Origin of the sequence: Actinoplanes sp. SE50/110 (assembly GCF_900119315.1) — a bacterium.
GTDB lineage: Bacteria > Actinomycetota > Actinomycetes > Mycobacteriales > Micromonosporaceae > Actinoplanes.
On sequence record NZ_LT827010.1, the window covers coordinates 2,087,370 to 2,100,385 of the forward strand.

General features: G+C 71.4%; 14 protein-coding genes. 2 read left to right on the forward strand and 12 right to left on the reverse strand.

Features of this window, described 5'->3' with window-relative positions; all coding sequences use genetic code 11:
• Positions 1-57: 57 nt before the first annotated feature.
• From ACSP50_RS09385 to ACSP50_RS09400, 4 genes are all read right to left on the reverse strand, one after another.
• Positions 58-636 carry a DsbA family protein gene (locus ACSP50_RS09385; protein WP_014688929.1) on the reverse strand — a complete coding sequence of 193 codons (579 nt, stop codon included), beginning with the start codon at positions 634-636 and terminating at the stop codon, positions 58-60.
• A 175-nt stretch (positions 637-811) separates the two neighbouring features.
• Positions 812-1,414 carry a type IV toxin-antitoxin system AbiEi family antitoxin domain-containing protein gene (locus ACSP50_RS09390; protein WP_014688930.1) on the reverse strand — a complete coding sequence of 201 codons (603 nt, stop codon included), beginning with the start codon at positions 1,412-1,414 and terminating at the stop codon, positions 812-814.
• 172 nt (positions 1,415-1,586) lie between these two features.
• On the reverse strand, positions 1,587-3,389 hold the full coding sequence (locus ACSP50_RS09395; protein WP_014688931.1) for an anthranilate synthase family protein: 1,803 nt from the start codon (positions 3,387-3,389) through the stop codon (positions 1,587-1,589).
• Between the two features lie 725 nt (positions 3,390-4,114).
• On the reverse strand, positions 4,115-4,348 hold the full coding sequence (locus ACSP50_RS09400; protein ID WP_014688932.1) for a hypothetical protein: 234 nt from the start codon (positions 4,346-4,348) through the stop codon (positions 4,115-4,117).
• Between the two features lie 261 nt (positions 4,349-4,609).
• Between ACSP50_RS09400 and ACSP50_RS09405 the strand changes: the two genes are divergently transcribed.
• The gene (locus ACSP50_RS09405; RefSeq protein ID WP_014688933.1) at positions 4,610-4,984 is read left to right on the forward strand and encodes a response regulator transcription factor; all 375 of its coding nucleotides are present in this window, start codon (positions 4,610-4,612) and stop codon (positions 4,982-4,984) included.
• A gap of 236 nt (positions 4,985-5,220) precedes the next feature.
• On the opposite strand, the gene ACSP50_RS09410 is transcribed toward ACSP50_RS09405, so the two are convergent.
• The 5 genes from ACSP50_RS09410 to ACSP50_RS09430 all read right to left on the reverse strand — a co-directional run bounded on the left by ACSP50_RS09410 (position 5,221) and on the right by ACSP50_RS09430 (position 8,584).
• Positions 5,221-6,201: a permease prefix domain 1-containing protein gene (locus tag ACSP50_RS09410; RefSeq protein WP_014688934.1), complete on the reverse strand. Its 981-nt coding sequence runs from the start codon at positions 6,199-6,201 to the stop codon at positions 5,221-5,223.
• Positions 6,198-6,542, reverse strand: coding sequence for a PadR family transcriptional regulator (locus ACSP50_RS09415; protein ID WP_014688935.1), 345 nt, complete (start codon positions 6,540-6,542; stop codon positions 6,198-6,200). Before ACSP50_RS09415 ends, ACSP50_RS09410 begins: the two co-directional genes overlap by 4 nt.
• Before the next feature lie 99 nt (positions 6,543-6,641).
• A complete protein-coding gene (locus ACSP50_RS09420; RefSeq protein ID WP_014688936.1) occupies positions 6,642-7,856 on the reverse strand; it encodes an NYN domain-containing protein in 1,215 nt (404 codons plus the stop codon).
• Positions 7,857-7,901: 45 nt separating this feature from the next.
• Positions 7,902-8,171: a GlsB/YeaQ/YmgE family stress response membrane protein gene (locus tag ACSP50_RS09425; RefSeq protein WP_014688937.1), complete on the reverse strand. Its 270-nt coding sequence runs from the start codon at positions 8,169-8,171 to the stop codon at positions 7,902-7,904.
• 29 nt (positions 8,172-8,200) lie between these two features.
• Positions 8,201-8,584 (reverse strand): YccF domain-containing protein, encoded by a 384-nt coding sequence (locus tag ACSP50_RS09430; protein ID WP_014688938.1) that lies wholly within the window; start codon positions 8,582-8,584, stop codon positions 8,201-8,203.
• Between the two features lie 95 nt (positions 8,585-8,679).
• Here ACSP50_RS09430 and ACSP50_RS09435 point away from each other — a divergent pair, with 95 nt between their 5' ends.
• Positions 8,680-9,168: a hypothetical protein gene (locus ACSP50_RS09435; protein WP_014688939.1), complete on the forward strand. Its 489-nt coding sequence runs from the start codon at positions 8,680-8,682 to the stop codon at positions 9,166-9,168.
• Here ACSP50_RS09435 and ACSP50_RS09440 read toward each other — a convergent pair.
• The 3 genes from ACSP50_RS09440 to ACSP50_RS09450 form a co-directional block, all read right to left on the reverse strand.
• The gene (locus tag ACSP50_RS09440) at positions 9,155-10,930 is read right to left on the reverse strand and encodes a hypothetical protein (protein ID WP_014688940.1); all 1,776 of its coding nucleotides are present in this window, start codon (positions 10,928-10,930) and stop codon (positions 9,155-9,157) included. The two genes, ACSP50_RS09435 and ACSP50_RS09440, sit on opposite strands and share 14 nt — an antisense overlap.
• A gap of 144 nt (positions 10,931-11,074) precedes the next feature.
• Positions 11,075-12,121 carry a MoxR family ATPase gene (locus tag ACSP50_RS09445; protein WP_197688177.1) on the reverse strand — a complete coding sequence of 349 codons (1,047 nt, stop codon included), beginning with the start codon at positions 12,119-12,121 and terminating at the stop codon, positions 11,075-11,077.
• Positions 12,122-12,330: 209 nt separating this feature from the next.
• A complete protein-coding gene (locus tag ACSP50_RS09450; protein ID WP_014688942.1) occupies positions 12,331-13,014 on the reverse strand; it encodes a hypothetical protein in 684 nt (227 codons plus the stop codon).
• Positions 13,015-13,016 lie beyond the last annotated feature (2 nt).

Consider the following 13,016-nt stretch of genomic DNA (forward strand, 5'->3'; position numbering starts at 1 on the left):
TTTTCACCCCGAAGAAGGATTTCCGTCCGTTTTCCGCACCCCCCGTCGGTTCCGCGGTCAGCCGCGGCCGCGCTTCACCTCGAAGAACGTGCCGATCCGCATCAGGGCCGCGGTGGCGTCCCAGATCGCCAGCGACTCCGCCCGGTCGGGGACCTCGCCGATGATCGGGCCGTGCAGCCCACGCGCCGCCCCGGCCAGGTGCAGCACGGGGGAGCCGATGCCCGGACCGGCCAGCCGCAACGCGGTCTCGTGCGACTCCCGCACCGCCTCGTCCCACGCCGGGTCGTCGAGGATCTCGCCCGCCTTCTCCACGCCGGCCGCCTCCGCCGCCTCCGCCACGATCGCGTCGGTGATCGGGGTGCCCGCCTCATGCGTACGGTCGCCCAATGCGGTGTAGAACGCCCCGATCCGGTCCTCGCGGCCATCCGCCCGCAGGGCCTCCACCAGCCGCAACGCGCGGCTGGACGCCGCCATCATCGGCCGGTACTGCTCGGGCGTGTTGTCCCCGTTCAGGATCGACAGGCTGAACGCCCGCCAGTGCACCTGGATCCCACGCTCCGCGGCGACCGAGGTCAGCCACCGCGAGGTGGTCCAGGTGAACGGACAAGCCGGATCGAAATAGTAGATCGCCTCCATTCCTCGATCCTAGGATCGCCACCGCCTCGGCGCCCGTCGCACGCGGCAGCCCCCGGCCACCGGTGCTCTCCCGGGTGTTCCGCCGGCCGCCGCTGCTTTGCCGGATGTTTCCCCCGGCCACCGGTGCTTCGCCGGGTGTTCCGCCGCTACCGGCGCTGCGCCGGCCGGCGTCTGCTCAGGCCGCCAAGGCACGCTCCAGCAGCCGCCGGCGGGACAGGCGCGGGAGCCGGGCCAGCACCGGCCGCACCTGCTCCGGGCTGACCAGGCGCTGGCCGTCCGCCGCCGCGAGCACCCGGGTCGCGTCGTCGCCGTCGGTGGCCCACTCCACCGCGTCCACCAGCGCGCGGGCCGCGGTGGTGCACGGCGGGGCGATCGTCGGACAGACGTCCACCATGCTCAACCGACGGGTGCGGTGGACCCGCACCCCGGGCGGCGGGTCGCGGTCGGGCCGACTGATGTGGACCAGCACGTGGATCGGGAGCGGGTCGGCGGGCAGCCGCTGCAGCCCGAGGACCTGCAGCGCGGTGACGCCGGCGAGGAGTGCGGGCCGCCCGTTGCCGGCGCCGAGGCTGGCGACCCACAGATACTGCTGCCGGGTGCAGCTCTCGCTGTGGGCGAGATAGATGCCCCGGTGCACCCGTCTCCACCGGCCGGACCGGACGCGATGGCGGATCGCCTTCTCGCTGAGGTGCCGCCGGGCCTGCTGCCAGGTGATCACGCCGTGCTGGCGGAGGAGGATCGCGTCGACGGCCTGGGCGGTGCGCTCTTCGATCGGCATGCGTCCAGCATTCGCGCGGTGACCTGCGATTTCTACCCCTGTGAACAACGCCGCAGGGACCCGGGCAGCCGACCTGCGGCGCGGCCCGCAGCGGGGGCGGCAGGGGGACTCGACGCGGGGCGGTGGTCCAAGGTGAGGCTCTCGATCACCTTGGACCACCGACGCCCTATCGCTACCCGTTCGGGAGCGGGCTAACCACATCGGCCAGCAAAGGCGGCAGAAGTTCACGAAGAACGTCGATGCCGTCCCGGCTCAGCACCGACTCCGGGTGGAACTGCACCCCGGCGAAGAAGGGCCCGCGCACCGCGTGCACCGTCCCGTCCACCGGATCCCGGGCGATCTCCACCGGCCCGTGCACGGAATCCAGCGAACCGGCCGGGGACACCGCCGCGAAACTGGAGTAGAAACCGACCCGGCGGCGCACCCCGAACAGTTCCACCTCCCGGGCCAGCCCCTGATAGGGCGAGTCCCGCCGGATCAGCGGCAACCCGAGCCGCAGCGCGAGCATCTGCTGCCCGAGGCAGACCGCGAACAGCGGCAACCCGACGGCCAGCCGGTCGGCCACCACCGCGCGCATCGCGACCATCTTCGGATCGACCGGGTCCGCCGGATCACCCGGGCCGGGCCCGACCACCAGCAGGTCCGCCGCCGGAACCGGGGACGACCACGGCACCACCGACACGGCCAGCCCGAGCGCCTTGAGCTGGTGGGCCAGCATCGCGGTGAACGTGTCCTCACCGTCGACGATCACCGCGGTCCGGCCGGCCAGCGCCGGGACGACCAGCGCCCCGGCCTCCCGCGAGTCGAGCCAGAACCGGGCCAGATCCACGTTGCGGGCCGCCAGCAGGCGCAGCGCCTCATCGCCCGGGGCGGGTGGGGGCTGCGTACGTACCGCAATGGTCGCCGCGCCGAGAGCGGCCAGAATGCCGGCGGCCTTCGTGTGGGTCTCGGCGATCTCGCCCGCCGGCGTCGAATGCCGGACCAGCGTCGCGCCGACCGGCACCCGCAGGGTGCCGTCGGCGGTGATCTCCGCGGTGCGAATCAGAATAGGTGCGTCCAGCGACTGCGTCCCATCATCAGAAACGGACAGCAGCGCCAGGACGCCGGAGTAATAACGTCGCCCGCGGCGTTCATGGCGGGCAATGACCCGGCACGCGTTCTCGATCGGGCTGCCGGTCACCGTCGGCGCGAACATCGTCTCCCGAAGTACGTCCCGAACATCCAGCGAACCACGCCCGGCCAGCAGGTATTCGGTATGCGTCAGCTGCGACATCTGCTTCAGATAGGGACCCGCGACCTGGCCGCCGTGCTCGGCCACCGTGGCCATCATCTTCAATTCCTCGTCGAGGACCATGTACAACTCCTCGACCTCTTTCGGATCCCGCAGAAAGTCGAGCAACTCGCCCGACCCGTGCCGGAACGTGCCGCTGATCGGATTCATCATCACGATGCCGTCGGTCACGCTGACATGCCGTTCCGGCGTCGCCCCGACCAACGTCCGCTGCCCGGTGTGCACCAGGAACGTCCAGTACGTCCCCTGCTCATGGGCGAGCAACCGCCCGAACGCGGCCCGCGCCGCCGCCACCGGATCCCCCTCCACCGAGGCCTGGAACACCCGGTGAATCACGAAATTGGCGCCCTCCCCGTGCCCGATCTCGTCCCGCAGCACCTCCTCGACGATCTGCCCGTACTCCGCGTCGTCCCGATCGAACGCACCTCCGGAAACCCGCAGCTCACCGGCCGGGAAATCACTCAACGGCCGGGTCGTCACCGCATCCACCAGCAGGCATTCCAGCGGCGCCCCGTCATCCACACAATCGAATCCGCGCTCGGCGATCTGCCGGTACGGCACCACCGCGAGCACCGGCCGCCCCGGGTCCAGCGGAATGTCGGCAAGCACATCGACGGTGATCACGTCACCGGTGAGCACCTCGACATGGTCGGCACCGTCACGGTGCAGGTAGGCGAAAGGCATGGTCCCTCATTCCGGGCCGGGCGACCGCTCCCCGAGACCGGACCATGCGAAACGGCCGCCTCGACGAGGCGGCCGCGGTTGTGAAGCGCGCGAAGTGTGACCGCCGTCAGGCGGGCCACCACATGCTCAAGCGCGCATCCATGCCGACACGATAGCGGCGCTGGACGCGGCTGCGCCAGCCCTTGTTCCCGGCGTTTCCCTATGACGGGCCGCTGTTCACTTCCGGTCGAACCGGTATTTCGTGGTACGTGCGGTGGTTGCGCGCCGCTGTCCACTTCCGGTGGGAGGGCATTTGGTGGTACGTGCGGTGGTTGCGCGCCGTTGCTCGCCTCCCGGTGGAAGGGCATTTGATGGTACGAGCGGTGGTTGCGCGCCGCTGTCGACTTCCGCTGGGAGGGCATTTCGCGCTGTACGCATGGTGGTTGCGCGCCGCTGTCCAGCTCCCGGCGGCAGGGCATTTCGCGCTGTACGTGCCGTGATGGGACACCGCTTCGCCGGGAAGGCGTCGCCTGAACGGGCGCTGCATTCGTGTCGCCCGCTGAACGCGGCGGTGGCGATGCCGCTGAGGAGCTTCGGCGGCGACATGCCCCTCCGGGTTGTCCACAGGGCGTCCGTCGATCCGCTGATTTCCTGCCACAATCCGTGGTGGGCGGGCGGCCCCCTGGGTGGGCGGGTTGTGTCCAGTGGGCGGTGGGTTGCCGGTGGGCCTGGGCGGGCTTGCGGTGTCAGGCGGCGAAGGCGAGCCGTACCGCGGACCGGGCCCAGCGCATGCGGCCGATCGCGCAGTCCGGGTGTTCGCCGAATTCCTGGGCGACCAGGGCGGCGCAGCCGTTCTCGCCGAGGCGGTCGACGGTGGCGGACACCGCTTCGCGGATCAGCTCCGCGGTCGGCTGCTGCGAGCGCTGCAGGTCCGAGACGAAGAGCGCCTCGGTGCGGACGTCGTTCATCAGGGCGGTCATCGGTCCTCCCGGGCCGTTCGAGGTAGCGCGGTGGTTGCTTGGAAACCAGGACACCGCTGCCGGGATGCAGCCCAGGCGCACCCGGGTTGCGGAACGGTTGCGGCCGAAACCGGTGCCGAACCCGCCGCGAATGCCGGGATGGCGGCGAGGACGGCGGCGGCCGCGAAAGTGGAGGCTGAGGCAAAGCTGGTGACCGACCGACATATGGGTAAACAACCGGTTATGGTCGGTTGGTAGTGATGCCGATCGAGGGGAGCTGCCGTGACCACGGTCCTCGTGGCTGACGACGACGCTGACATCCGGGACCTGGTGGCCTTCAAGTTGGAGCAGGCCGGGCTCGAGGTGATCACGGTCGGCGACGGTCAGGCCGCCGTGGAGCAGGCGCGGGCGCATCATCCCACCCTTGCGGTGCTCGACGTTTCGATGCCGCTGCTGTCCGGGATCGATGTGTGCCGGATGTTGCGGGCCGATCCGTCCACCGCCGGCATGCTGATCATCATGCTGACCGCCCGGGTACAGGAGCAGGATGTCGAGGGCGGGTTCAGCGCCGGCGCCGACGACTACGTGACCAAGCCGTTCAGTCCGCGGGAGCTGGTCTCCCGGATCCAGGCCCTGCTCACCCGCACCCGCACCTGACCGCGGCGGACGCGTCGCGGCGAGCGGGGGAGGGCGGTGTGCAGGAGTGCGCGGCCGGAGATGGCGAGAGTGCGCGACTTCGGCGATCCGTGGCGGGAGACTGCCGCGACTTGCCGAGGGCCCAGGATGGGGCTGCGGCCGGAGGCGGGAGCATGCGACCTCGGCGAGCCGCAGCCGTGACTCGCCGAGTTCGGGTGGGATGCACAGGGGAGCGGCTTGCGGCCCGGCGGCGGGCGTCAGCAGCCGAGGCCGTAACCCCCGCCGGACCCGGGAACCCTGGCCGGGGCCAGCCCCCGCCGGGACCGCTCGGCGCGCACCACCGAGTCGATCACGTCCCAGGCGCCGCCGACCACCAGGACCGCGATGATCGCCGTGCCGGTCCAGTCGCGGACATCGCCGCCGTGGACGTCGAGGAAGCCGTGGAAGGCCGGGTTGAAGAAGTGGCCGCTGCTGACCAGCCACACCAACGGCACCGTGTACGCCGCGGTCAGCAGCAGGTTGACCGCCGCCACCGTCCGCGTCCAGCCGCCGACCCGGTGCACCCCGACATGGTAGAGGGCGCGCAGCACGAATAGGGCGATAATCAGCGGCCACCAGAAGGTCCAGTTCGCCGGGTCGAGCAGCGGCACGTCGGTGAAGGTGAACTGCTGCAGCACGAGGGCGAGGATCAGCAGCGCCGACCACACCACGCCGGTGATCAGCTGGCCGATGGTGGCCCGGGCCGCCTCGTATTTCGGCAGGTCCTTGACGCTCCATCGGGGGCGGAGCCCCTTGGCGGCGCCACTGCGGTCGACGATCCAGAAGATCAGCGTGACCCAGAAGACGATGTGGGTGCCGACGGTGAGCGTGGTGCCGACCACCCCGCCGATGATCTTGCCGATGTCGGCGTCCTCGAAGAGCTGGACGACCACCGAGATGGTCGCCATGATCGGCAGCACGGTCCAGAGCAGGGTGGTGACCAGCCGTCGCCACAGCGGATAGACATCCGGCCCGATCAGGTGGCCGGGGCGCCCGGCATACCGGTCGGCGAGCCGCTCCGGGTCGCCCAGCTCGGTGAGCGTGGTCTCGACGGCGGCCTCCCGGGTTTCGCCGGCGTCGACCCGGGCGTCGACCGCGTCCTCGATGGAGGCGCGCAGCTCCCGGTCGATGTCGGCGCGCTGCTGCTCGGGGATGCGACGCAGGGCGGTGAAGACGTATCGGTCGACGAGGTTGGTCATTTCGCGCTCCCGTTCAGGTCCAGGTCGCCGATGGCGGTGTCGAGTCGTGCCCACTCGCCGCGCAGGGTCTCGGCGATGGCATCGCCCTGCGCGGTGGTCCGGTAGAACTTCCGCGGCCGTGGCTCGTCGGTGTTCCACTCGCTGGTCAGCAGGCCCTGCGCCTCGAGCCGGCGCAGCAGCGGGTAGAGCGTGTTGGCCTCGACCTCGAAGCCGGCCCGGCTGAGCGTCTCCAGCAGGGAGTAGCCGTAGCCGGGGCTGCGCAGGACGGTGAGGCTGGCGACGACGACGGTGCCGCGCCGCAACTCCTGCAGATGCCCCGCTAGCGTCGCATCCATTGTCATGTCAGAAACGATAGTGTGTCTCACACACTATGGCAAGCGGATACAACAAAGTGGCCGGCGATCCGAGGATCACCGGCCACTACGACGGGACATGAACCGCTAAGCGGCGCCGAGCCAGGAGCGGACCTCGGCGGTCTCCTCGTCGCTCAGCGCGATCGCGGCGGCCTCGGCACGGCTCAGCACGTTGTCGGCGAACGCCGCGGCGATCTCGGTGGCGTTCGGCGGCGGCTGGCGGTAGAGCGGGGCGCCACCGAAGGCGGTGCCCCGGGTGACGAAGGCGATGGCGCTGCGGCTCACGTCGACGCCCTGGGCGGCCAGCTGGTCGCGCGCCCAGCGGGTCGCCTCGGTCAGGTTGAAGTGGTGGGCCGCGGCGTACTCGGCGAGTGACTGGTAGATCGGCGGCCACATCTCCCGGGTCAGCCGGGGCAGGCTGAGCAGCGCCGACAGGCGGCCGACCGGTTCCGGAGCGGGGCCGGTGCTGACCCCGGCCTCCGGTGGGTCGTGACGGGCGGCGTCCCACAGGAAGTGGTTGGAGAACTTGACGTTCGGCAGGCTGAGGCTCTCCAGGGCGCGGACGAAGCCGCCGTTGCCGAACCAGCTCGTCTCATCGACGCTGGGGCCGAGCTGGCGGCGCAGGTCGTGGGCGAGCGAGGCCAGGTTGAGCGGGCCGGTGGCCGCGGTGTACCGCCAGGTGACCAGGTCGCGGAACTGCTCGTAGGAGACCGGCTGCTCCGGGTCGACCGGCGCCTCGTCGCTGTCGACCGGCTCGCCCTGCACCAGTTCGAGCAGTTCCTGGCTGGTGATCAGGCGGTCGGCGACCGCGGTGAAGGCCTCGGCCGCATCGGACGGCGAGACGATCGTGGTGCGCCGGTCGGCCCGGCGCAACCGGACCAGCAGCGGGGTCATGTCCGAGTCGCCGGACCCGATCACGAACTCCTCGTACGGCACCGGGTCGGCGAGCGCGTCGACCGCGTCGACCACCATCCGGATGTCCGCGGCGTTCTTGGTGTGGGTCAGCCGCGGGCAGTCGATCACCTCGAAGCCGGCGTTCACGAAGAACGGCCGGAACTGCGAGTAGTACAGCCGGGGCTGGTTGGCCTCGGTGTCCGGGTTGGGCACCCAGCCGCCCGGGTTCATGTAGCAGCGCAGGATCAGCCAGCGGCGCGGGCCGTCGACGGTCAGCGACGTGGTCAGGCGGACCAACCACGCGCCCGGATCCTTGGCGAACTGGATCGCCACGTCCGGGTCCTGCTTGATCAGTCCGCTGAACACGTTGTCGAAGTCCAGATAGAGTGCGGCGCGTACGCGAGCCATGACCGAAAACCTACCGTGCCGCCCGGTCGGCTGTCGGTGAAGAGGTCAGAGGCGGCGCCGCCGGCCGGCTCCGGAGACCAGCGCCACACCCAGCGCCGCGAGACCGACCTGCAGGGCGAGTTCGATCCAGTCGATGCCGGGCGTGTCGTCCACCCCGAAGGCGGTCGCCACGAAGGTGCCGAGCAGCCCGGCGACGACGCCGACCAGCAGGGTCACCCAGATCGGCAGGTGCTGTTTGCCCGGCACGACCAGGCGCCCCAGCGCGCCGATGATCAGGCCGAAGACGATGCCGGTGAACAGGCCGTTGATCTCCATTGCCACTCCGTCCGATCAGTCCGGATCCGTCAGGGGACGTCCACGATTTCCCGCCCGAGCGGCCAGAAGGCCACCGGCACCAGCTTGAAGTTCGCGATCCCGAACGGGATGCCGATGACCGTCACGCACTGCATGATCCCGACGACCAGGTGGTGCAGCGCGATCCACCAGCCGAACAGGACCACCCAGAGGATGTTGGCCAGCCCGGAGGCGGCGCCGGCGCCCGGCCGGTCCACCACGGTGCGGCCGAACGGCCACAGCGAGTAGACCGCCAGCCGGGCCGCGGCGATCCCGAACGGGATGGTGACGACCAGGGCGAAACAGATCAGGGCCGCGATCCCGTAGCCGATGGCGAGCAGGAACCCGGAGCCGAAGACGAACCAGAGAACGTTGAGAAGGAAACGCACAGGCACAGCATGACCCTCCTGGGCCACCCGTAGGGGTACGCCCGGAGCCGGTCGCACAAGGTGGACGCCGCATCCGCCGCGATCTCGGGTGAGCTACCGCCGTGCAGCTCGCCCAAGTACTCGACATCCTGCGACAACTGCTGCTGACCAGCGCCCATCCGGAGATCGCCGCGGTGGACCGGTTCGGCACCGACCCGGCGCCCGGCGGCCCGTCCCCGGCCGGTCTGCGGGTGCGCTACGACACGGGTTCCGAGGCGTACCTGTGGGGCGCCGTCTGGCCCGGTGAGACGCCGCTGCCGGTGCCGGAGATCCTGCCCCCGCCGTCGCTGCGCGCCGCCCGGGCGGCCGCCTTCGCCGCCCAGCTGCTGGACGCCGCCCGCCCGGCCGCGTTCCGCTCCTGGGAGCTGCTCGCGCTGCCCGATCTGGGCCCGGCCGACGCCCGCGGCAAGGTGCCGCTCGGCGTGCGGATCACCTGCGCCGACGGCCCGGCATTCCTGATCCGGGCCACCGCGGCCGGCGGCCCGACCCGGGAGCCGGACACCGAGCCGCACCCCGGCTACCGCATCCCGGAGGCACTCACCGCAGGCTGAACACCTCGCCGCGCGGTGTGAACGGCAACCGCGCGCCGCGCGGCATCAGGAACGCGTGCGGCCGCCGGATCCGCAGCGCGTCACACTCCCCGTCGGTGATCACCAGCAGCGGCCCGTCCCGCGGGAAGTCCGCCGCCCGCTCCAGCAGGTCGACGGCCGGCTGCAGCATCGTGCCGCCCCGACCGCGCACCCGGACCCGCCCGGCGATGTCGTCGACCGGCAGATATCCGGCGTCGTAGGCGGCCGCGTCGCAGAACACCACCCGCGCGGCCGGCACCTCCCGGACGGTGGCGTACGACGCGATCGCCCCCAGCGCCTTGCCCATCAGCCGCTCGTCCATCGACCCGGAGGTGTCCACCACCACGCCGAAGGTGCCGCGCGGCACGACCTGCTCCGGCCGGTGCCAGCCCGGCCGCGGAATGTCCGGCGTGGACGCCTGCCGCCGGGACGGCCGCGCGTACGACCGCTGCCGGACCGCCGCCGGCACGTGCTCCTCGAACCACCGTGCCAGCCGCACGTCCCACGGCAGCGGCGGCTGCTCCAGCACCCGGATCTCCGCCTCCAGCCCGGCCGGCAGCAGCCCGCGCCCGCCGCTGTGGTGATAGGCATGCCCGGTCAGCAGCGCCCGCCGGTAGTACTCGTCCAGGTCGACCCCGCCGGCCCGCCGCCCGGCCCACGGCAGCGGCTCGCCGATCACGTCGCCCCGTCCCCTGCCGCGCAGCGTCGCGAGTTTCCGCATCCGCCGCAGGTCCCCGGCGATCAGGTCGTAGACCGCCTCGGCCGACGACCCGGCCAGCGCCGGGTCGTACAGCAGGCCGTCGGGCATCACGCCGACGCCCATCTCCACCAGCCAACCGTTGATCACGTAGTCGCAGGCGACATTCCACAGATACGGGTCGCGTGGGCCGACCCGGTCGCCGTGCCGCAGCGCCGCGTGCAGCATCTCGTGGGCGAGCACGAATCGCCACTGCTGCCCGTCCAGCCCGCAGCGCGGATTCACGTAGATCTCCCCGGCCTCCGGCGAGACCGCCGCCACCGCGATGTCCCAGCCCCGCGCGAGCTCCGCGTCGGCCACCACGGTGAACCCCGCCGCCACCCCGCCGAGCAGCGGGAACGACCCGGTGAACCAGCTCATCGCGCGATCCCAGGCGGCTTTCGGCGCGGCCGGCCCGGTGAGCGACCCGCGGGCGCCGCCGGCCACGTCGACCGCCGCGGTCGCCGCCGCGGACAATCCGCGCGCGAACCGGTCCGTCCAGCCGGCGGTGCTCTCCGGCGCGGGCGCGCCGAGGTCGGGTGTGCCCGCGCCGCAACCGGCGAAGGCGGCCGGCACCCCGGAACGCCGCCAAGCGGCCAGCAATCGATGCTCGTCGGCGGACGGCAGCACGGCCGGGAACTGCCCGGGCTCCCGACCCAGCTTCACCGCGCGCTGAAAGCGGGTCACCGCGAGGCACGCGACATGCTGATAGGCCGGATCACGAGCCGCTGACGGATCGAGGTGCCCGAATCCCAGATGCAGCAGACAGTGCGCGATCACCCAGGTCCATTCGGCGACGTCGAGGCGCTTCGTCCGGTTGGCCCGGATCCGCCCACCGGCATCCACCAGGGCGAACCCGATGCCGGAATCCTCCACCAGCGTGACCGTAGCGCTCGGCTGCTGAAACCCGCGGAACAGTTGCTCGAACATCGGATGCGCGCGCAGCGACCCGGCCGCCGCCTGAAAGGCCGCGACCTGGGGATCGACCTGAGCAGATTTCTTTCCCATGATCAGATCCAAATTCGTCAATCAGATGTCGTGCGCTGCGGCCGATAACTGGTCGTTGCTCCCGCCGCTCCCGGGCCCGGCGATTCAGGTCGCTGGCGCGACCAGGACGAATCGCCGAGCCCTACCATCCGTGGGTGGTACACGTCAGGCGGCGCGCGCTGCGACCAGGCGCGGCAGGTCGCGGCTGACCTCGACCAGAAACCACGCGGGCAGCACCGGAGCGCCGTCCGGGTCGGCCGCGATGACCAGGCGGCCGCACTCCAAATTCAGCTCGGCGAGTTCGACCAGCAGCGCCTTGGCCTGGTGGGCGAACTGCCGGACGGACGCGGGAGCCCGGTCCTTGGCGGCCGGGAGATCTTTGACCAGGCGTGCCCGGAACGCCTCGGCCAGAAAATACAGCAGGTCACGGTCGCCCGGAGCGCTCGGCCAGCCGGCGTCGCCGCGCAGGATCGCGTCCAGCCCGTACCGGTGCCGGACGATCTTGACGTAGCCGCTGAACGCCCCGGCGTGGCCCGGGCTCAGCGTGCCCCCGGCCAGCAGTCGCAGCGTGTCCTCGTCGACCGTGTCCCCGCACGAGTGCAGCGCGTCGGAGAGCATGTGCCAGCTGCGCGGCGTCGAGAACGTCTCCTCGGTCTTCGGCGGCGTTGCCCACAGGTGATCGGGCCGTTCGGTGAGGTAGCCCAGCACCCACGGGTGGATCCCCGCGTCGGCGGCCCACCGCGACCAGTCCGCCCACGCCGCCCGCAGGTGCACGTGGATCATGCGGTTGACCAGGGCCGAGGCCATCGGCCGGGCGAGCGCGTTGTCGCTGGTCCGGTTGCCGGCGCCGATCACGATGGAGCCGGGCGGCAACTCGTACGACCCGATCCGCCGGTCGAGGATCAGCGAGTAGAACGCCTTCTGCACCTCCGGCGACGACGCGTTCAACTCGTCCAGGAACAGGCAGTACGGCTCGTCGCGGGCGATCGCCTCGGGCGGGGCGAACCGGCTGCGGCCGTCGCGCAGCTCGGGGACGCCGATCAGGTCCTCGGCGGCGAGCTGGGTGCCGACCAGGGTGACGCACTCCAGGCCCAGCGCGGCGGCGAAGTCGCGGACCAGCGAGCTCTTGCCGATGCCCGGCGCGCCCCACAGGAACACCGGCCGGACCACCGCGACCTGCAGGAGCAGGGCGGGCAGCTGAGCCGGGGTCACCGTGAACGCGGAGTGCATGGCGGACAGTCTGCCGCCACCCCGACCCGCCCTGCAGCCGATTAATCGCCGCTGTCCATCGATGCGCCGGCGCCGTTCGTGGTAGCCGGGAAGCTGGTGCCCGGCAGCGCCCCGGTGGACGTACGCGCGGATGGCGCGGTCGTGGCGTCGACGGACCGGAACGCGGGGACGGTCTGCTGCCAGCGGTGGTGCTAGGGCTGGGCTCTTTCGGCCCGGAGCTGGGCCTCCCGCGCCTCGAAGTAGCGGTGGCGGGCCTCGGTCATCGGCTTGCGCAACGCGCGCAGTGCGAGACAGGAGAGCACGGCGGTCACCCCGGTGGGGATCGCGATCAGGCCGGCGATGTGCCAGAACGGCCGCGGATCGGTGACCGCGCCGCCGAACACCACGCAGAAACCGGTCAGGATCCAACCCAGCCGGAAGCCCGCATCGGTGCCCTCCGCGTCCCCGGCCAGGGTCAGCCGGCCGGCGTTGACCATTGAATAGCCGAGGAACATCAGCAGGCCGGACGGGATCAGCCCGAACAGCAGGATCAGCGGCAGCGGGATCGGCGGGTGCGCGTGGTTCGCGGCGTAGATCAGCGCCTCGATGGTCGCCCCGGACAGGAACGCGACCAGGCCCAGCACGACCAGCACGGCGCCCAGTGCCTTGATCCGCCGGCGCAGCACCGGGTCGTCCAGCGAACCGTACGCCGCGCCCTGCGTTCCCCAGCTGCGCAGTGACCGCAGGGTCGCTATCGCGACCGGGATCACCGCGGTCGGCAGGCCGATCGCGATCAGCAGACCTCCGACCAGCCACTGGTGATCGAAGAGTGCCACCACCCCGAAGAAGAACCCGAGCGCCCCGAAGTTCATCAGCAGCCGGAAGAACAGTTCCATGG